Source organism: Pseudomonas sp. NPDC088885, assembly GCF_044750025.1.
GTDB lineage: Bacteria > Pseudomonadota > Gammaproteobacteria > Pseudomonadales > Pseudomonadaceae > Aquipseudomonas > Aquipseudomonas rustica.
This window is the reverse complement of record NZ_JBIVJB010000013.1, coordinates 52,533-72,436: the sequence shown is the minus strand read 5'-3', so window position 1 is coordinate 72,436 and position 19,904 is coordinate 52,533. Positions and strand designations below refer to the sequence as shown.

The window sequence follows — 19,904 nt, the reverse complement described above, 5'->3', positions numbered from 1 at the left end:
AATATTCAAATCAATACTAATTGGAGATAAGCCAGACCATTTAAGGCTTCCAGCCCACACGCATCCAATGCATTCGAAGAATATTTTCGATGCTGTTAATGCATACGCCGCTGCAAGCCCCGGCGTTGTTCGCTTAGCGTTAAAAGCTATAAAAATGTGCGTTTATAGTATTTAAGCGAAGGTGTTGCTTCGGCCTACTTTCGGCTCCTTAACGCCTGTATTGATCAAGGAGCCGCACCCATGAACCTTCCTTTCAAACGTGTCATCAGTCTGTTTGCCGCCCCGGCGCTGGCGGGTTTTCTCACGCTGACGGCGCAGGCCGATGAGCTGAAGGAAATCCGCATCGCCGTGCCTGACCTGAGCGCCGGCACTCAACACAGTGGAGGCGGTGTGGTCGACGTGCTGCGTGATCAGCAGATCTTCGAAAAGGCCTTTGCCGATCAGGGCATCAAGATTCAGTGGAATTTCTTCAAGGGTGCGGGGCCGGTGATCAATGAGGCGTTTGCCAATGGTCAGGTTGATCTGGCGTATCTCGGGGATCTGGCGGCGATCATTGGCAAGTCCAACGGCCTCGATACGCGGCTGCTAAATGCCGGTGCACGTGGGGTGAAGCAGTATCTCGGCGTGGTGCCGGGTTCCGGGATCAAGACCTTGCAGGATCTGAAGGGTAAGCGTGTGGCGATCTTCAAGGGCACCGCGACGCAGTTGTCGTTTGACGCGGCGCTGGCCAGTCAGGGCTTGAGCGAGAAGGATCTGAAGGTCATTAACCTCGACTTCACCGGCGCGACCGCCGCACTGGCGGCGAAGCAAATTGATGCGTCGTGGGGCAGTTCCGGGTTGGCGGCATTGCAAATCAAGGGCTTGGCCGAGTTGCCGCTCAACACCAAGGATCTCGGTGGGGCCGGCAGTGTGCAGTCGGTGCTGGTGGGCAGCGGCAAGTTTGTTGATGGGCATCCGGAAGCGGTGGCGAAGTTGTTAAAGGCGCAGCAGCAGGCCGTGGAATGGCTGACGCAGGACAGCAACAAGGATGCGTACGTGCAGTTGGTGTCGGGGCTGGCGAGTTATCCGCCGGTGATTCTCACTGAAGATCTGAAAGATCAGAAATTGAGCGAAGTATTCCCGTCGACGCTGGATCCGGCGTTCCTGGGTAGCTTGCAGGACAAGGTCGATCTGGCGGCGCAGCAGAGACTGATTCGCAAGCCGTTCAAGGTTAATGAATGGGTGGCGCCGGAGTTGGCCGCGGTGAAGCTTTAAAAGCAAAGATCGCAGCCTGCGGCAGCTCCTACAGGGGAACCGATCGTTCCCACGCTCTGCGTGGGAATGCATCAATGGACGTTCTGCGTCCGCTTTGGGACGCGGAGCGTCCCGGGCTACATTCCCACGCAGAGCGTGGGAACGATCCTCTTTAAACAGCGACGCGATGTTCCTCTCGATCCACCGCCACCAGCGTCTCAATCATCGCCCGCGCCGCCGGTGACAGCCGAAACCCGGTACGGCTGACGATCCCGCAACGCGCATTCATGCTCTCCAGGTTCTGCGGCAAATTACGCCAGTGCAGCAGCACCAGCGAACCCTTGGCAATGTCCTCGACAAACGCCTCTTCCGTACCGACGCCAATCGCATTCGATTGCAGCACCACTTTCACCAGCGCCGGAAAATGCTCGGTCTCGATGGTCGGCGAAAAATCGATCCTGCCGCTGAGATTCGCCAGCAGTTTACGAATGCCCGGCGGGATCCGCGTGGTCGCCAGCGGGTAGTCGAACATGTCGTTGGTCGACAGGCTTTCCTTGGCCAACAACGGATGCCCCGGACGGCAGAAAAACACCCCGCGTTTCGGTGTCAGAGCTTGCGTCTGAAAGTTCGGATCCGCCTCGAAATGACGAATGTCGGCGATGAAAAATTCGATCTCCTCACGGCTCAACGCGCGGCTTAGTTTTTCCCAGTTATCCACTTGAAAACAGGTGCGCACTTTCGGGTGCGCATTGATGAATTGCGCCACTGCATCCGGCACCAGTTTCACCGCCGGCGCCGGGCCGCAACCGAAGTGCACTTCGCCAGCATCGAGCTTGGTCATCTGCGTCACTTCCGCGCTGAGCATCGCCGCGCCTTGTACCAGGCTCAGGGCGTGTTGCAGCACCACTTGGCCTTCGGGGGTGGGGCGTAAATCCTTGTTGCCGCGATCCACCAGCACGCAGCCGAACTCCTGCTCCAGCCCTTGAATACTGCGGCTGAACGCCGGTTGAGTGATGCCCATCGCGTCCGCCGCACGGACAAAACTGCGGTGTTCGTTGAGGGCGATGAAGTAGCGCAACTGGCGAAGATCCATATGCTTTTCCGGCATCCTAAAAATAGCTCGAAGGCATTTGCGACGAGGGTTGCTAGAGGTTTTAAATGCAAGCTCTTATTCCGTCAACGAAGCATGTGAATATCTATTAGATGTAAATGGAATATAGATAGAGCAATGTTTCGCTGCCGCCCAACCGTAAGCAGTCGATGAGGGTCTACCCATGAGCAATGCCGCACTCGCAGTAAAACCCGCTGTCCACGCGCTGGAAATTCACCCGGTGGCCGGTCGTATCGGCGCCGAGATTCGTGGCGTGCACTTGTCCGGTGAACTGGACGCCGCCACCGTCGAAGCCATTCAACAGGCACTGGTTCAGTACAAAGTCGTGTTCTTCCGCGAACAGACTCAGCTCGACGATCAGCGTCAGGAAGCCTTTGCTCATTTGCTCGGCGAACCGGTGGCGCACCCGACCGTGCCGTCCCGTGAAGGCACGCGTTATCTGCTCGAACTGGACGGCGCGGAAGGTCAGCGCGCCAACTCCTGGCACACCGACGTGACCTTCGTCGATGCTTACCCGAAAGCCTCGATCCTGCGCTCGGTGGTGGCCCCGGCATTCGGTGGCGACACCCTGTGGGCCAACACCGCGACGGCATACAACGGCTTGCCGACTGAGCTGCGCGAATTGGCCGATAAACTGGTCGCCGTGCACAGCAACGAGTACGACTACGCCAGTGCGAAACCGGACGTGTCGGCAGAGAAGCTGGAGCGCTATCGCAAGGTCTTCACATCGACTGTTTACGAGACTGAGCACCCGGTGGTGCGCGTGCACCCGATCAGCGGCGAGAAGGGCTTGTTGTTGGGGCATTTCGTTAAACGCATCAAGGGTTACTCGCAGGCTGATTCGGCGCATTTGTTTGGTCTTTTGCAGAGCCATGTGATTCGTCAGGAAAACACTGTGCGCTGGCGCTGGAAGGCGGGTGATGTGGCGATCTGGGATAACCGTTCGACGCAGCATTACGCGATTGATGATTACGGGACTCAGGATCGGGTGGTGCGTCGGGTGACGTTGAAGGGTGAGGTGCCGGTGGGGGCGAATGGGCAGCGTAGCCAGACTATCAAAGGCGCGGACATCGTCGGCGTCTGATCGGGCTCGATACCTGTAGGAGCTGTCGAGTGAAACGAGGCTGCGATCTTTTGATTTGAAGATCAGGATCAAAAGATCGCAGCGTGCCGCAGCTCCTACCGGAATCACCAAACCCCGATCTGAACGACTTTCTCGGATTCCGGCTCACCGTAGCGAAACCGCTGCCCACGCCCATCAATCTCCTGATGACTGATCGTCGTGCGCCGCTTCAACCCCCGCACCCACTCAAACAGATACCCCGCATGCTCCTCGCGCACCGCCGCGAATTCCGGATCCTCGCCCAAATCACGCAGCTCCTGCGGATCATTCAGCAAATCAAACAACTGCGGCCGAAAGCCGTCGTACGCCAGGTATTTCCAGCGTTCGCTGCGCACCATGGTCATGCGGCAACGGTCGATCGGCTGGCCCAGTCGCTCCCGCGCAGGCGCCTGAAACGCGTAGTCGTATTCGCTGATCGCATAGCGGCGCCAGTCCGGATTTTCACCGTGCAGAAGCGGGATCAACGAACGCCCTTCAAGTCGATGCTCCGCCGCCGGCAATCCCAGCGCTTGAAGAAACGTCGGCAACGCATCAATGGTTTCCGCCAACCGATCATCCACCGTGCCGCGCGTGACATCCGCCGCCGCCCGAGGGTCGCGCACGATCAGTGGTACGCCCACCGCCTGCTCCAGCAAAAACTCCTTCTCGCCGAGCCAGTGATCGCCCAGAAAGTCGCCGTGATCGCTGGTGAACACGATCAACGTGTCATCCCAACGGCCATTGCTCTGCAGAAAATCGAACAGACGCCCGAGTTGATCATCGACTTGCTTGACCAGGCCCATGTACGTGGGGATTACAGTCAATCGTACTGAATCGCGGGAAAAGTTGAGGCTTTCCTCATGCTGGCGAAAGGCAGTGTATACGGGGTGTTTGCTGGCTTCGGAGGGCGTCGCGCGGATCGGTTCGAGAATCGATTTCGTACTGTACAAGGCGTGGTACGGCGCTGGTACGATGTAGGGCCAGTGCGGTTTGATATAGGAAAGGTGTAAACACCACGATTTCTCGCCTTGCTCGGTGATGAAGTCGATGGCTCGATTTGTAGTGTAGACAGTCTCTGAGTGCTGCTCGGGAATTCGTGCTGGCAATTTCGAATGACGCATTTGCCAGCCGCTGAGGATTTCGCCGTTGTCGCCTTCGGCGGCGTTGGCCCAGTCGTGCCAGGGATTTTTGCCGTCGAAGCCCTGTTCACGCAGGTAATGGGTGTAGGGCGCAGATTCGCGTTTGTCATCGAACAGCGGATCGTCGGGATAGATGCCGTCGTGGCGCATGTACGGTTCGAAACCGACTTCGTTGAGAATTTCGGCTTGCTCGCTCTCGGGGTTGATCGCCAGACGTTGCAAGGCATCCACGTTCGCCGTTGCGTGAGTCTTGCCAACCAGTGCAGTGCGGATGCCGTGCGGGCGCAGGTAATCGCCGATCGTCAGTTCTTCCAGCGGCAGCGGCACGGCGTTCCAGGCGACTTGATGGCTGCTGACGTAACGCCCGGTGTAGGCCGACATCCGCGATGGGCCGCAGATCGTGCCTTGGGTGTAGGCGCGGCTGAAACGTACGCCGGCGGCGGCGAGACGATCGATGTTCGGCGTGTGCAAATGTGGGTGGCCGTAGCAGGACAGGTAATCGCGGCGCAGTTGATCGCACATGATGTACAGCACGTTGCGCACGGGTTTTGGCGGGGTGGGCATGGGGTTCACCGGTCAATGAGACAGGCGAGGGTTTTCGCTTTCGGTGGGGGTGTTCGGCAAGTGCATTTGGGGAATGGGGTTTATGCAGTGGATGCATCAAAAAACTCCCCACCGATTTATCTTCAAGTCACCTGTAATTTCTGACAGTAGACGCCTCTTTAGCCGAGACCCGAATATGAAGCTCCTCCCAGCTATGGAAGCCCTGGAAATGAACACGCCTAGAGAGACAAACGCGCCGACTTTACCTCCACCGACAATTCGCACGCCTCAAACTGGAGCCCAATTCCTAACAAAAAAAATTCCTGTATCAGGCACCAGCACTTTGAAACCTCCGGCGAAAGTCTGGGTGTATTTTCACAAAGGATGGTGGGAACCCAACAGTCAGTTCGAGGTTAGGGAGGACGGAACCTGGGGCGGTATTCTGGATTGGAAATTTGCCATGCCTTATGGCAGCAACAGCATCGTGGCCAGGCATGAGCTGGGTATGGAATATTCTGAAGACACCGCCCCTGTGACTTTCACCATCAAGCTGCCTGTTGTTCAGTTCACTCATCCCCCTGAGGATGGGTACGTTGATCAAGGCACCGCTTTCACTGGGACAGGTCAGCCCGGGTCGGACGTAACCGTGGTCATGGCCGACAACGAAAGCAGGGTGCTCGGTACCGGGCCTGTGTACTCGTCATACGAATGGGCTGTCGGGGGGGGCGGTGACATCATCCTTGATCCCGGTAAGACGTGCGTCAAGGCCTTGTCACGCATGAACGGGGAATCTGTATGGACCGAGTCCCATTGTTTTTTTGTCAGGCCGCCTCAGCCCATTGTTCGTTTGCCGCGCTCAGGAGAGGTTGAATCGGAGGTCGAAGTCAGCGGACTCGGTCATCCTGGCGCCTTGATGGAAGCCTGGTTGATCGACAACCCTTCGGTGAGTTTAGGCAAGGGAGTGGTGAAAGAGAGTTGGGAGTGGAGCATTCCAGTACAGCTTCCAGCAGGGGATTGCGTGATTGAGGTTGTTCAAACCTTTAATGAGGTTGCATCCATTCCTAGCGCATCGCGCAGCTATCAAGTGAAGTGAGCAGCAACCTGAAGTTGTTGTTCTCCATGGGGCAAGCAATGCCTTTTGCCCCATGAAGGTTTCTGAAAGAACTGCTTAGACAGCAAGTCGATCCAGTGAGCAAACCTCCTCGTTCTGCTGATCAATCACCTTGATCTGCTCAATCATCGCCTCCGCCAACGGCGACAACCGAAACCCCGCGCGGCTGACAATCCCATAGCGCGTATACAGCTCCTCCAGATCATCCGCCAAACCCTCAACCCGCAAACACACCAGCTCACCCTTGGCCTGATGCAGGGCGTCCGAATACGCGCCGACAATCCCGATCGCCTCCGAACGCAGCACCACACTGAGCAGACTCGAGCTGTTTTCACACTCCACATTCGGGGTGAAATCCGGGCGGCCGCTGAGGTCGACAATCACCTTGCGCAGGTTCGGCGGGCGGATGCTCACCGCCAACGGATAACTCATCAATTGCTCGGCGGTGACTCGATCAAATGCCGCCAACGGATGCCCCGCGCGGCAGCAGAAATGCCATTTACGCGGGCGCAACCGATGCGTCAGATAATCCGGATCCGCCTCGAAATGCCGAGTGTCCGCAACGAAGAATTCAAACTCTTCGCTCAATAAGCGTTTGCTCAAACTCTGCCAATCATCGACCTGAAACTGCACCCGCGCTTTCGGGTAGCGACCGATGAAGCTGCCAATTGCGCGCGGGATCAAACCTGCTGCTGGCGCCGGCCCGCATCCAAAGCGCAATTCCCCCGCCTCCAGCCCATTGAACTGGCTGATCTCGTTGGCCATTTGCTGCGCACCACTGACCAGCCGCCGCGCGTGTTCGAGCAGCACCTGGCCCTGTTTGGTCGGTGGTAATTCCTTGCGCCCGCGATCGACCAACTGGCAGCCGACGCTGTGCTCCAGCGCCTGAATGCTGCGGCTGAATGCCGACTGCGACAGGTTCACCGCCTGCGCGCCGGCGACGAAGCTGCGTTGTTCAGCCAAGGCGATGAAGTGACGAAGTTGTCGCAAGTCGATATGCATTTTTCACATAAAAAATATCCGGGAAATGCATTGGATATGCATTAGGTCGACTCCTTATAAAGGCAATCTCTTATGCAGTAAATATTTGTAAATCCATAAATAAATAACTTAAAAGAATATGCAGCGCTGAAGATGTCTGTGTGTTTTTTGACCAGGAGCCGCGCCATGAGTCCGTTGAACCTAGCGTCACCCTTAACACCACGACGGCTCAAACGCCTGCCTCTGGCCTTGTTGCTGGCAGGGAGCGCCAGTTGGACTCACAGCTACGCCGCCGAAACGGAAACCCCGACGCCGGTACCCGCAGGCAAACCGGCGGCCAACAGTTCGCAGCTGGAAACCGTGACCGTGACCACCCGCCGCCGCGAAGAAAGTTCGCAGGATGTACCGACGCCGATGAGCGTGGTCAGCGGCCAGAATCTGGAGACGCAACGGGTTTACCGGATTCAGGATTTGCAGCAATTGGTGCCGAGCGTCAACGTCGCCTACATGCATGCGCGGCAGTCCAGCGTGTCGATCCGAGGCCTGGGCAACAACCCGGCGAGCGATGGTCTGGAAGGCAGCGTCGGGCTGTACATCGACAACGTGTATCTCGGCCGTCCAGGCATGGCGGTGTTCGATTTGATGGACATCGAACAGCTCGAAGTGTTGCGTGGGCCGCAGGGTACGCTGTTCGGCAAAAACACCACCGCCGGGGTGATCAACATCAGCACCCGCGCGCCGACCTTCACGCCTGAGCGCAGCATCGAAACCTCGGTCGGCGAAGACGGTTATTTCCAAACCAAAGGCACGATTTCCGGGCCGCTCAACGATGAGCTGGCCGGACGTTTTTCGGTGTATCGCACACGCAGTGACGGCGACATCAAGAACGAATACAACGGCCATGATTTGAACGGCGGCTCGCGCGATGGCTTCCGCGCCCAGTTGCTGTTCAAGCCCAACGAAGACTTCAATCTGCGCTGGATCGGCGACTACAACGAAGAGGATTCCAGTGCCGGCACCCGCGTGCTGTACGACACCGGGCCGACCATCAACGGCGTCAATCTTTACTCGGCGCGGGCAGCGGCGGCCGGGGCAACGTTGGTCAACGGCTCGCACCGCAAGGTCAATCTGGACAGCGATCAACACGTCACCGTGCATCAGGGCGGCACCTCGGTTGAAGCCAATTGGGCACTGCCGAGCGATTTCACCCTGACCTCGATCAGCTCGTATCGCTTCTGGAATTTCACCCCGAAAAATGACGATGGTCTCAACGTCGCGTCGACTTACAACGCTGGTGTTTCGGTAGAAGACAAACAGTACTCACAGGAATTTCGCCTGGCGTCGCCCAAGGGCGAGTTCTTCGATTACGTCGTCGGCGCCTACTACTTCGGCAACGATCTGGACAACAAATCCTTCGCCTATTACGGCCCGCAAGCGGACATCTGGAACGGCACGCCGGCCGGTGCGCTGGCCAACATTGGCAGCGTCGGCAACGGTCATATCAAGACCGACAGTTTTGCGCTGTTTGCCCAAGGCACCTGGCATCTGACCGAGCGCCTGGATTTCACCGCCGGCGTGCGCGGCACTTATGAAGAGAAGAACGCCTGGGTCACTCGCGATGCGCCGGTCGGTGGCGCGGCGGTGACGGGTGCAGCGGCAACGGCGCGGCGCGGTCGTGCCGGCGCCTACGATTCCGGCGACTTGAATCAGTACAGTTCCAGCCCGTCCGGTTTGCTCAACCTCAGCTATCGCATCACCGACGATGTGCTCGGTTACGCGACGGTGTCCCACGGTGAAAAATCCGGTGGCGTTAACCTCTCGGTCGGCTCTGCACCCGCCGCCGGCGCCGACTCGCTGTTGGTCGGCACCGAACGCGCAAACAATGCCGAGCTCGGTTTCAAAAGTACGCTGTGGGATCGTCGTTTGCAGCTCAACGCCAACGTCTTCTGGACGCAGGTCAACGCCTATCAGACCAACGCTTACGACGACGTCAACCGCGTGCAATACCTGACCAACGCCGGCTCCGTGCGCTCGCGCGGCGTCGAGTTTGAAAGCACGGTGATCCCGCTGCGCGGCCTGACCCTGAACTTCAACGGCTCCTTCAACGACGTCAGCTACCTCTCCTACAAAGACGCGCCGTGCCCGCCGGAAATCAGCCAGGCACCGGGTGCCCCAGCCTCTTGCGACCTCAGCGGTCACCAAGTGGTCGGCGCTTCGAAATGGATCGGCAACGCCAACGGCGAATACAAATGGAATCTCGATAACGGCTTCGAACCGTACGTCACCGGCAGCTACGCCTTCCGCTCGAAAGCCGTCGGCACGGTCGAGGATTCCGACTACGGGCAGATCCCGAGTTACGCGGTGGTCAACCTTTCCACCGGCCTGCGCGGCGACTTCAACCAAGGGCAGTGGGACATCTCGCTGTGGCTGAAAAACGCCTTCGACAAAACCTACTACACGACCCTGTGGACGGGCGGCAACGGCGGCTATGAAGGCCTGCTCGGCACACCGCGAACCCTCGGCGTCACCGGTCGCTACGACTTCTGATAAGTCATTCAAGGAGCTGCATCATGTTGCGCATCAAAACGGCTTTTCCGCTGTTGTTGTCCGGCGCGGTGTTTAGCGCTGGCGCCTTCGCCGCACCGAGCGTTTACCCGACTGGCGTCACCCGTTACGACCCGAACAAAGCGTTCAATCAGTACGTGATTTTCAGCGGCGCCGACAAGCAGACGCACCTGATCGACATGAACGGCAACGAGGTCAAGAACTGGCCGCAGGCAGGTTTCCCTTCAGCGATCATCGACCCGAAACTGGTCGGCGGCGAGCGCGGGCATGTCCTGCTGCAACTGAGTGACAAGGATCCCGGCAAACTCGGTTCAGCCGGCAATGGCCTGGGCAATCAGAGCGTCGGCGAATTGGACTGGAATGGCAAAGTCGTCTGGCAGTGGGGCGACAAGGCGCCCGGTGGCGCGGCGCAGCAGCATCACGATCAACGCCGGTTGAGCAACGGCAACACCGTGGTGCTGGCGAACAAAGTGCACGCGATCAAAGGCTTCAAAGTCCCCGAGGTGATCGACGATGCGATCTATGAAGTCAGCCCCGACGGTGCGGTGAAATGGCAGTGGCTGGCGTCGGAGCATCTCAACGAATTCGGCTTCACCCCAGAGCAATTGAAACTGGTGCGCGGCAGCGAGGATGCGGATTACCTGCACATCAATAACCTCAGCGTAGTCGGGCCGAACAAGTGGTTCGATGCCGGTGACAAGCGTTTCAATCCGGACAATCTGCTGTTCGATTCGCGCAACGCCAACTTCATCGCAATCATCGAAAAAAGCAGCGGCAAAGTGGTCTGGCGTCTGGGGCCGAATCTGCCCTTGGCCAGCCCGAAAACCGCGCGGACGCTGCCTCGTCCGGTCGATCAATTTGTCGGTCAGCATGACGCCCACATCATTCCGGCCGGGCTTCCGGGCGCGGGCAATGTGCTGGTGTTCGATAACCAGGGTTCGGCGGGTTATCCGAACGTCACCCTCGGGCTGATTTCCGGCTCGCGAGTGTTGGAAATTGATCCGGTAAAAAACGAAATCGTCTGGCAGTACAGCGCCGCCAATTCGAAGCAACCGGGGTGGGCGTTTTACAGCTCGTTCATCAGCAGCGCGCGGCGTTTGCCCAACGGCAATACGTTGATCGACGAAGGCATGAACGGACGGTTTTTCCAGGTCACGGCCAGCGGCGAAAACGTCTGGGAATACGTCAGCCCGTATCTGGGCAAAGCCCCGGGCAGCGATGCCGTCAGCAACTGGGTGTATCGCGCGTTACCTGTGAATTATGACTGGGTGCCGCAGGGTACGCCGCGCTCCGAAACCGCTGTGATCGCACCGGCGGTGGGCGTGCAGCAGACCAACGCCAGTCGCTAGTCGAGGCGCGCATCGGGTAGTTGTTGATGCGTTGCGCGAATACTTTCAATGCCTGAAAAGCATGCTGTTTTCACCACATGGCTACAGCCCTTATGGGCCGTGGCTTTGGTGAAAGTGATCAGCTCGCATATTCCATAAAAGCCTATGGATAACGTTAAAGATTACTTTCGGAGATAAGCGTCTAAGCCAATGATTCACCCATCGATCGCGGTGGGGGCTTCAACAAACGGCGAATCGACGGCTTGGTAAAGAGAACGCAAAAAAGACCGCAGGGAGTGAATCAATGGGCAATGTCCAGACCGCCGCCAGCGCAGAGGAATTGCTGTGGCGTCAGACGCCGAGTGGCGAACTGGTCGATCTCGGCCGGCCGCACCGTGTGCCGTTGGGGCAGCAAAGTTTGCAGCGTGCCCCCAAAGGCATCTTGAGTCGGCGCGAGGCAATCCTGCTGGGTGTGTTGGCGCTGTTGGCGCATGGCGCGGTGATCTACTGGATCAACCAGCAGCCGACGCCGACGCTGCCAATCGTGCCGCCAGAAATTCCACCGATGACCATCGAGTTTTCGCGCCCGGCTCCGCCAGCGCCACCGGTTGTCGAGCCGCCACCTCCAGCGCCTGTGGTCGAACCACCGCCGCCGGTTGAGGACGAGCTTGCCGTAAAACCACCGCCGCCGAAGCCAATTCCAAAGCCGAAACCGGTGGTTAAACAGCCACCGAAACCGGCGCCGAAAGCGGTCGAGCAACCACCGGCGCCGCCTAAACCGGTCGCTCCAGTCGCTGCGCCCGCGCCACCTGCACCACCGGCGCCGGCTCCGGTAACCCCGGCCTCGGCCAACGCCGCGTACTTGAAAAACCCGGCGCCGGAATACCCGTCGCTGGCTCAGCGTCGCGGTTGGGAAGGCACGGTGTTGCTGCGCGTGCATGTGTTGGCCAGCGGCAAACCGGGTGAGATCCAGATAGCAAAAAGCAGTGGTCGGCAGCAGCTCGACGACGCGGCGTTAAGCGCCGTGAAACGTTGGAGTTTCGTCCCGGCCAAACAGGGTGATGTCGCCCAGGACGGCTGGGTCAGCGTGCCCATCGATTTCAAGATTCATTAAACCGAAACCAAATTCGCGCGAAATGTTTACACGAGGGAATACATCATGACGTTACTGGCATCTCCACTGGAATCCATCGAAAGCGCGGTGATCTGGCTGCTGGTGGTTTTTTCCGTCGCCACTTGGGGCCTGGCATTGCTCAAGGCTGTGCAGTTCGGTCGTTTGAAGGCGCAGGATCGCCGTTTTCATAAACGCTTCTGGGCGGCGTCGAGTCTGGATTCCGCTGCTGAATTGAGCGAGACCCAACCCGGTGCTGCAGCGCGAGTAGCGCAGGCTGGTTACGCAGCGATTCAAGTGGGTGAGGCGCCACAGGCCACGGATTTGAGCCAGGCGATCAACCATCAGGATCGACTGGAGCGCGCGTTGCGCCAGCAGATCGTCCGTGAGCGTCGTTCGCTGGAAACCGGTCTGGCAGTAGTCGCCAGTATTGGCAGTACGTCGCCGTTCATTGGTTTGTTCGGCACGGTGTGGGGAATCATGGAAGCGTTGAAAGGCATCAGCGCGGCCGGTTCGGCGAGCTTGGAAACGGTTGCCGGCCCGATCGGTGCAGCGCTAGTTGCAACGGGTGTGGGGATCGCCGTCGCGGTGCCGGCGGTGCTGGTTTACAACTACTTTTTGCGTCGGTTGAAACTGACGGCGGCGGATCTCGATGACTTCGCCCACGACTTCTACAGCCTGGCGCAGAAGAGCTCGTTCCGCGTGTTGATCCACCCGACGGCGCACAAGGTTGCAGCGCAGGGCAACGCGGCAAAAGTGAAGGAGGCGTCCTGATATGGCCTTCTCCACGCAAGACAGTGATGAGGTGCTCAGCGAGATCAACGTGACCCCGCTGGTGGACGTGATGCTGGTGCTGCTGGTGGTGTTTATCGTCACCGCGCCGCTGCTGACCAACGCGATTCCGATCAACCTGCCGAAGACTGAGGCGGTGGCGCCGGTCGAGCAGAAGGATCCGTTGGTGGTGAGCATCGACGGTGCCGGCAAACTGTTTATCAACAAGGATGAGATTCAGCCGGACTTGCTGGAATTCAACCTGAAGTCGGCCAAGGCCAAGGATCCGGAAGTGCGCGTGCAATTGCAGGCGGATGACGGAGTGAATTACGGCGAAGTGGCGCGAGCGATGGCTTCGATTGAGCGGGCCGGGATTACCAAGTTGTCGGTGATCACGGCGCGGTAACAGGCTTTACGTTTTTCCGGGGCCGTCTCCTTGGCAGGGTGCGGCCCTTTTTTTATTTATTGCGTTGGAAAAGCCCCTCACCCTAGCCCTCCCGAAACGTCGGACCGCCCAGAGGGAGAGGGGACTGATCGAGGTGTTTGTTCAAGGTACGCCGACGTGGGATATCGAGTCGAACTCAAGATTTGAACGGCATGAAGATCGGCTCCCTTTCCCCTCGCCCCCTTGGGGGAGAGGGTTGGGGTGAGGGGGAAAAGATTTCAAGCCATGCACAAATCTCATATTCAATTCAGGTCTTAATAAATAGCTTATTATTCCTTAACGAATATAAATCCCCTCCCTATACTCCTTCAGGAACAGACACGCAGGAGAGCTCCCCATGCGCAACGAATCAATTCGCTATCTGATTGTGCCGGGCTGGCAAGGATCGCCGGAAGATCATTGGCAAAGCCATTGGCAGAACAGCCTGCCGAACAGCGCGCGGGTCGAGCAGGCCGATTGGCTGACGCCGCGTTGTGAAGATTGGGTCGCCGCGCTGGCCGAGGCGATTGCCGCTGACAGCACGCCCGTCATCCTCATCGCCCACAGCCTCGGCTGCATCACCGTTGCCCATTGGGCGGCCACTGCCCCAGTGCAATACCTGCGTCAGGTGCGCGGCGCCTTGCTAGTCGCGCCGGCGGATGTCGAACGTCCGGCCTGCGCACCCGCGCTGCGCAATTTCGCACCGATTCCAACGGATCTGCTGCCGTTTCCAAGTCAGGTCGTCAGCTCCGACAACGATGCGGCCGTGAGTGCGCCGCGTGCCATGGAACTGGCGCGCAACTGGGGCGCCGAGGCGGGGATTCTCGCCGGTGCCGGGCACATCAACGTCAAGTCCGGGCATCAGCGTTGGGAGCAGGGTTTTGCTTATCTCTATCGCCTGCAAAACCGTATGGAACACCACGCTCGCCGTCGCGCCTGATTTGTTTTTTCTTTGATCGCCCCCGTCTCCCGGCGGTTTTGGGCGGGAGTCTGCCATGAGTTTCGACACTTTCGGTCAGCCGTTGCTGACCTTTCCCGATGCAGAAAAAAGCCCCCTGAGCATCCGCGCCAAAGCGCTGGTGTTCGTCGATCCACGCTCGCGCCAGTTGCGCGAAGAGCTGGAGCAATTGGCCCCGCGCTCGATCTCGGTATTGATCCGTGGCGAGACCGGCACCGGTAAAGAATTGCTCGCCCGCCATATCCATCGCGCCAGTGATCGCAGCGGTTTATTCGTCTCGGTCAATTGCGGCGCGATCAGCCCGACCTACGCCGATGCCGAGTTGTTCGGCTATGCCGCCGGCACGTTCAGCGGCTCGGCGAGCAGCCGCGCGGGGTGGTTCGGTTCGGCCAATGGCGGGACGTTGTACCTGGATGAAATCGGCGATCTGCCGCTGCCGATTCAGATCAAATTGCTCGCCGCATTGGAAAACCACGAGGTCACTCGCGTCGGTGCACATCAGCCGAGCCCGGTCGACGTGCGCCTGGTCGCAGCCACCAGCATTGATCTGGCACAAGCGGTGGACGCCGGAAAATTCCACGAGCGGCTCTATCACTATCTCAGCGAAGGTCATCTCGAGTTACCGGCGTTGCGCGCGCGGATCGGCGATATCCTCTCGCTGGCCGAGTATTTCCTCGGCATCTATAGCCAGCGCCTCGACCTGCCGGTGCCGCTGATCAGCGAAGCCGCGCAACACGTGCTCGAACAACACAGCTGGCCGGGCAACACCCGTGAGCTGGAAAACGTCATTCATTTTGCGTTGCTGGTAAGCACGGGCGACGAGATTCTGCCAGAGCACCTCAATCTGCCACCGCTCTTGACGCAGATCGAAACCCAGATCAAACAAATCATCGCTACAGGCTCTACGACTGACCAGGCCGCCCTCAAACAGCTCCTGAAAAACGCCGGCCTCCTGTAGGAGCTGGCGCAGCCTGCGATCCTTTGATCTTGCTTTTCGACGTTTTAACTTGTTGAAAATCAAAAGATCGCAGCTTCGGCAGCTCCTACACGTCTAAACCGCGTGTATGAACAAAATGGAATATCAACGTGAATAAACGTTATTGTCCGGGAATATAAAATCCCGGTATTGTCCGACCCACGCCAGCGATATCACTTCACTGGCACTCGTATTAGATGCCGTCGTCGATGACGACCGATTTTCGATAAGGACACTGCATGAAAAAGGTTCTGTTGTTTACCGCATTGGCGGCTGCTCTGACGGCTTCCCTGGCCAACGCTGGCGAGAAACTGGTGGTTGCCGCAACGCCAGTGCCGCATGCTGAAATTCTTGAGCTGATCAAACCGACCCTGGCCAAAGAAGGCGTGGATCTGGAAATCAAAGTCTTCACCGACTACGTTCAGCCGAACGTGCAAGTGGGCGAGAAGCGTCTGGATGCCAACTACTTCCAGACCCTGCCGTACCTGAACAGCTTCAACCAGGGTAAATACAAGGACGACAAATCCAAGTACCTGGTGACTGTGCAAGGCGTGCACGTTGAACCGTTCGGTGGTTACTCGAGCAAGTACAAAACCCTGGCTGAACTGCCAGACGGCGCGACCATCGCCATCCCGAACGAAGGCAGCAACAGCGGCCGTGCACTGATCCTGCTGCAGAAGGCTGGCCTGATTGAGCTGAAAGACCCGAAAAACGCTCTGGCAACGCCGAAAGACATCGCCAAGAACCCGCACAACTTCAAGTTCAAGGAACTGGAATCGGCCCTGCTGCCACGCGTTCTGAAGGAAGTTGATCTGGACATGATCAACACCAACTACGCGCTGGAAGCCAAGCTGAACCCGCAGAAAGATGCGCTAGTGATTGAGGGCGCTGACTCGCCGTACGTGAACTTCCTGGTGGCCCGTGAGGACAACAAGAACAGCGACGCGATCCAGAAACTGGCCAAAGCCTTGACCAGCCCGGAAGTGAAAGCGTTCATCGAGAAGAAGTACAACGGCGCGGTACTGCCGGCGTTCTGATCTGACGCTTGAACCACCCCCTTCAAGGTGTGAAAACGCCGATGGCCAGTGATGGGCATCGGCGTTTTTGTGTGTGCAAAATCAGCAGCCAGAAGCAGAAGATCGCAGCCTTCGGCAGCTCCTACAGGGAAATGAACACCTGTAGGAGCTGCCGAAGGCTGCGATCTTTTGATCTTTATTGCTCAGGCCACTCCAGCCTTCAACGCCCGCCTCAACGCCACCAACAATTTCAAAATCTCCTGCGGATCCAGCCGCTGCGGCGCTTTTACGTCCATGTTCTCTTCCTTGTAATTGGTTTCGGCCGGAGGAGTCTGACCAAAAGCTGTGCGTCCTTGGAGGGCCTAAATCAAAAAAAGATCCGTCCTACAGCGCAAGGAAAAATAGCCTTCTTATTCCTTCCCGGCAAACCGACAGGATAGTTTTTTGAGTGATATCAATATGCTTTAACGGTATTTAAATTCTTGTTTTTATACCTATAAAGTCAGTGCCTGCCGGACAGCCACCCGCTGTCCATGGACTGCACGACCGTCGCTTACCGAGCGATGTCCAGGACGCTTCATGACCTTCGATTACGCTTTTATTCTCAGCACGCTGCCCGCGTTTCTCAAAGCCGTGGGTGTGACGCTGCAGGTCGGTTTCATCGCCATTGGCACCTCGCTGGTGGTGGCGCTGCTCAACGCGACGATTCTGGTGTTCCGCACGCCGTACCTGCAAAAACTGGTCGGCCTGTACGTGGAACTGGCGCGCAACACGCCACTGCTGATCCAGCTGTTTTTCGTCTATTTCGCCTTGCCGGCAGTAGGGATTCAGGTGTCCGGTTTCACCGCTGCGATCATCACCATGACCTTCCTCGGCGGCGCCTACCTCACCGAAGTGCTGCGCGCCGGTGTCGACGCGGTGCCGCAGGCGCAACTGGAATCCGGGCGCTCCATCGGCCTGTCCCACGGGCAGTTGCTGCGCTATGTGATCCTGCCGCAAGCGGGGATTCTCAGCCTGCCTTCGCTGTTCGCCAATTTCATTTTCCTGCTCAAGGAAACCACCGTGGTCTCGGCGGTGGCGGTGCCGGAAATTCTCTACACCACCAAAAGCTACATCGCGCTCTATTACAAAACCTACGAAATGCTCGCCGTGCTGACGCTGATCTGCGTGCTGTTGTTCTTGCCGCTGTCGCTGTTGCTCAGCCGTCTGGAAAGGAGGCTCCAGCATGGCCAGTTCGGGTCTTGAATTACTCTGGGTATCGTTGCCGCAACTGGCAAAAGGCGCCGGGCAAACCTTGTCGATCTCGTTTCTGAGCATCGCCATCAGCACCGTCGGCGGCGTGCTCTACGGTGTATTGCGCACGTTGAACGTGACGTGGTTGAACGCGATTCTGCGGGTGTATCTGGAGCTGTTCCGGGCGATCCCGGTGCTGGTCTGGTTGTACCTGTTGTTCTTCGGCTTGCCGATTTTCTTTGGCCTGAGCATTCCGAGTTTCTGGTGTGCCGTGCTGGTGCTATCGCTGTGGGGCGCGAGCGAGGTCGGCGAAGTGGCGCGCGGCGCATTGCATTCGTTGCCGCGTGGGCAGCGTGAGGCGGGGCTGTCGATTGGACTGAACGCTGCGCAACTCTACGGCTACGTGTTGCTGCCGCAAGCGCTGAAACGCATGACGCCGCCGACCATCAACGTCTACACACGAATCATCAAAACCAGTTCGCTGGCGGTACTGATCGGTGTGGTGGATGTAATCAAGGTCGGCCAGCAGATCATCGAACGCACCTATGAATCAGTGCTGATCTACGGCGTGCTATTCCTGTTTTTCTTCTTCATCTGCTACCCGCTCTCGGCCGCCTCGCGCGCGCTGGAGCGGCGCTGGACGCAAGCATGAGCGCATTGATCGAGTTTCACGGTTTCAACAAATTCTACGGCGAGCAGCAGGTGCTCAACGGCATCGATCTGCAAGTGCAGAGCGGTGAAGTGATCGTCATCCTCGGCCCCAGCGGCTGCGGCAAAAGTACGCTGCTGCGTTGCCTCAATGGCCTCGAAGTCGCCCACAGCGGCAGCCTGAAATTTGTCGGCCGTGAGCTGCTCGACAAGGCCACCGACTGGCGTGATATCCGCCAGCAGATCGGCATGGTGTTCCAGAGTTATCACCTGTTCCCGCACATGAGCGTGCTCGATAATTTGCTGCTCGGCCCGCTCAAGGTGCAAAAGCGTCAGCGTCGCGAAGCGCAGCAGCAAGCCGAAGCGTTGCTCGAACGCGTGGGTCTGCTGGACAAGCGCGATGCCTTCCCGCGTCAGCTCTCGGGCGGTCAGCAGCAACGCATCGCCATCGTCCGTTCGCTGTGCATGAACCCGCGCGTGATGCTCTTCGACGAAGTCACCGCCGCCCTTGATCCGGAGATGGTCAAGGAAGTTTTGCAGGTCATTCAGGGCCTGGCCCGCGAGGGCATGACCCTGCTGATCGTCACCCACGAAATGGCCTTCGCCCGCGCGGTGGCCGACCGCATCGTGTTCATGGATGCCGGGCGCATCCTTGAACAGACCCCACCCGAGATTTTCTTTACGAACCCGCAAACCGCACGCGCGCAGCAGTTTCTGGAGAAGTTCTCCTTCGTTGCAACACTGCCAAAAACGAATCCGACAAAGGAACTGGAACTGTTATGAAAACTGCCGCTTTTTTACTGCCCCTATTGAGCCTCGCCTTGCTTGCCGGTTGCAGCAAAACCGAAGAACCGCCAAAGCCGAAAGTCGCCAGCGAAAGCACCGCGCCGGCCGGTTATCTGGACAAGATCAAGGCCCGCGACAAACTGATCGTCGGCGTGTTTACCGACAAGCCGCCGTTCGGTTTTGTCGATGAAGCGGGGCGTTACGTCGGTTTCGATACCGACATCGGCCGTCGTTTCGCCAAGGATCTGCTCGGCGATGAAAACAAGGTCGAGTTCGTTGCCGTCGAACCGGCGAGCCGCATTCCGTTTCTGCAAAGCGACAAGGTCGACCTGATCCTCGCCAACATGACCGTCACGCCTGAGCGCAAGGAAGCGGTGGAATTCACCAACCCGAACCTCAAGGTTGCTGTGCAAGCGCTGGTGCCGCAAAGCAGCTCGGTGAAAAACCTGGATGACCTGGCGACCCGCACCACCATCGTCACCACCGGCACCACGGCCGATATCTGGCTGACCAAGAATCACCCGGACTGGAAACTGCTGAAGTTCGAGAAAAACTCCGAGTCGCTGCAAGCCCTGGCCAATGGTCGCGGCGATGCTTATGCGCAGGACAATCTGGTGCTGTTCAGCTGGGCCAAGCAGAACCCGGGCTATCGCGTGCTGGAGGATAAACTCGGTGCCGAAGCGCCGATTGCACCGGCGGTGAAGAAGGGCAATATCGAACTGCGTGACTGGGTGAATACCGAGCTGACGAAGTTGGGTGAAGAGAAGTATCTGCTCAAGCTGTACGACCAATACGTGCGTAAAGAACTGAGCGATGACACCAAGCCTGAGAGCGTGATTGTTGAAGGGGGCAAGTGGCAGGGGTGATT

Annotated in this window: 18 protein-coding genes; 15 read left to right on the top strand and 3 right to left on the bottom strand. The window is 58.2% G+C overall.

What is annotated here, in order from left to right:
* The first annotated feature begins 240 nt into the window (after positions 1 to 240).
* Positions 241 to 1,254, top strand: a complete 1,014-nt coding sequence (locus ACIP1X_RS09250) for an ABC transporter substrate-binding protein (protein ID WP_400751327.1) — start codon at positions 241 to 243, stop codon at positions 1,252 to 1,254.
* A gap of 151 nt (positions 1,255 to 1,405) precedes the next feature.
* On the opposite strand, the gene ACIP1X_RS09245 is transcribed toward ACIP1X_RS09250, so the two are convergent.
* On the bottom strand, positions 1,406 to 2,326 hold the full coding sequence (locus ACIP1X_RS09245) for a LysR family transcriptional regulator (protein WP_053116485.1): 921 nt from the start codon (positions 2,324 to 2,326) through the stop codon (positions 1,406 to 1,408).
* Between the two features lie 181 nt (positions 2,327 to 2,507).
* Between ACIP1X_RS09245 and ACIP1X_RS09240 the strand changes: the two genes are divergently transcribed.
* On the top strand, positions 2,508 to 3,428 hold the full coding sequence (locus ACIP1X_RS09240; RefSeq protein WP_400751324.1) for a TauD/TfdA dioxygenase family protein: 921 nt from the start codon (positions 2,508 to 2,510) through the stop codon (positions 3,426 to 3,428).
* Between the two features lie 104 nt (positions 3,429 to 3,532).
* On the opposite strand, the gene ACIP1X_RS09235 is transcribed toward ACIP1X_RS09240, so the two are convergent.
* Complete coding sequence (locus ACIP1X_RS09235) at positions 3,533 to 5,149, bottom strand: alkaline phosphatase family protein (RefSeq protein WP_400751322.1); 1,617 nt, start codon at positions 5,147 to 5,149, stop codon at positions 3,533 to 3,535.
* Positions 5,150 to 5,357: 208 nt separating this feature from the next.
* On the opposite strand from ACIP1X_RS09235, the gene ACIP1X_RS09230 reads away from it, so the two are divergent.
* Positions 5,358 to 6,221, top strand: coding sequence for a hypothetical protein (locus ACIP1X_RS09230; protein ID WP_400751319.1), 864 nt, complete (start codon positions 5,358 to 5,360; stop codon positions 6,219 to 6,221).
* Positions 6,222 to 6,296: 75 nt separating this feature from the next.
* Here ACIP1X_RS09230 and ACIP1X_RS09225 read toward each other — a convergent pair whose 3' ends face one another.
* Entirely contained in the window at positions 6,297 to 7,241 is a 945-nt protein-coding gene (locus tag ACIP1X_RS09225) for a LysR family transcriptional regulator (protein WP_400751316.1), read from the bottom strand.
* A gap of 165 nt (positions 7,242 to 7,406) precedes the next feature.
* Here ACIP1X_RS09225 and ACIP1X_RS09220 point away from each other — a divergent pair, with 165 nt between their 5' ends.
* The 12 genes from ACIP1X_RS09220 (at position 7,407) to ACIP1X_RS09165 (ending at position 19,902) form a co-directional block, all read left to right on the top strand.
* Positions 7,407 to 9,767 carry a TonB-dependent receptor gene (locus ACIP1X_RS09220; RefSeq protein WP_400751314.1) on the top strand — a complete coding sequence of 787 codons (2,361 nt, stop codon included), beginning with the start codon at positions 7,407 to 7,409 and terminating at the stop codon, positions 9,765 to 9,767.
* A 23-nt stretch (positions 9,768 to 9,790) separates the two neighbouring features.
* Positions 9,791 to 11,134: an aryl-sulfate sulfotransferase gene (locus ACIP1X_RS09215; protein WP_400751311.1), complete on the top strand. Its 1,344-nt coding sequence runs from the start codon at positions 9,791 to 9,793 to the stop codon at positions 11,132 to 11,134.
* Positions 11,135 to 11,417: 283 nt separating this feature from the next.
* Positions 11,418 to 12,227 (top strand): energy transducer TonB, encoded by an 810-nt coding sequence (locus ACIP1X_RS09210; RefSeq protein ID WP_400751308.1) that lies wholly within the window; start codon positions 11,418 to 11,420, stop codon positions 12,225 to 12,227.
* Between the two features lie 45 nt (positions 12,228 to 12,272).
* A complete protein-coding gene (locus tag ACIP1X_RS09205; protein WP_053116492.1) occupies positions 12,273 to 12,998 on the top strand; it encodes a MotA/TolQ/ExbB proton channel family protein in 726 nt (241 codons plus the stop codon).
* 1 nt (position 12,999) lies between these two features.
* Positions 13,000 to 13,401, top strand: a complete 402-nt coding sequence (locus ACIP1X_RS09200) for a biopolymer transporter ExbD (RefSeq protein WP_003220570.1) — start codon at positions 13,000 to 13,002, stop codon at positions 13,399 to 13,401.
* 376 nt (positions 13,402 to 13,777) lie between these two features.
* Entirely contained in the window at positions 13,778 to 14,359 is a 582-nt protein-coding gene (locus tag ACIP1X_RS09195) for an alpha/beta hydrolase (protein WP_212550005.1), read from the top strand.
* A 55-nt stretch (positions 14,360 to 14,414) separates the two neighbouring features.
* Positions 14,415 to 15,335: a sigma 54-interacting transcriptional regulator gene (locus ACIP1X_RS09190; protein WP_400751305.1), complete on the top strand. Its 921-nt coding sequence runs from the start codon at positions 14,415 to 14,417 to the stop codon at positions 15,333 to 15,335.
* Positions 15,336 to 15,592: 257 nt separating this feature from the next.
* Complete coding sequence (locus ACIP1X_RS09185; RefSeq protein WP_007918708.1) at positions 15,593 to 16,390, top strand: MetQ/NlpA family ABC transporter substrate-binding protein; 798 nt, start codon at positions 15,593 to 15,595, stop codon at positions 16,388 to 16,390.
* A 558-nt stretch (positions 16,391 to 16,948) separates the two neighbouring features.
* Positions 16,949 to 17,614 carry an amino acid ABC transporter permease gene (locus ACIP1X_RS09180; RefSeq protein WP_053116495.1) on the top strand — a complete coding sequence of 222 codons (666 nt, stop codon included), beginning with the start codon at positions 16,949 to 16,951 and terminating at the stop codon, positions 17,612 to 17,614.
* A complete protein-coding gene (locus ACIP1X_RS09175; RefSeq protein WP_400751302.1) occupies positions 17,595 to 18,254 on the top strand; it encodes an amino acid ABC transporter permease in 660 nt (219 codons plus the stop codon). Before ACIP1X_RS09180 ends, ACIP1X_RS09175 begins: the two co-directional genes overlap by 20 nt.
* On the top strand, positions 18,251 to 19,033 hold the full coding sequence (locus ACIP1X_RS09170; protein WP_122594061.1) for an amino acid ABC transporter ATP-binding protein: 783 nt from the start codon (positions 18,251 to 18,253) through the stop codon (positions 19,031 to 19,033). Before ACIP1X_RS09175 ends, ACIP1X_RS09170 begins: the two co-directional genes overlap by 4 nt.
* Positions 19,030 to 19,902, top strand: coding sequence for a transporter substrate-binding domain-containing protein (locus ACIP1X_RS09165; protein ID WP_053116498.1), 873 nt, complete (start codon positions 19,030 to 19,032; stop codon positions 19,900 to 19,902). Before ACIP1X_RS09170 ends, ACIP1X_RS09165 begins: the two co-directional genes overlap by 4 nt.
* The last annotated feature ends 2 nt before the right edge of the window (positions 19,903 to 19,904 follow it).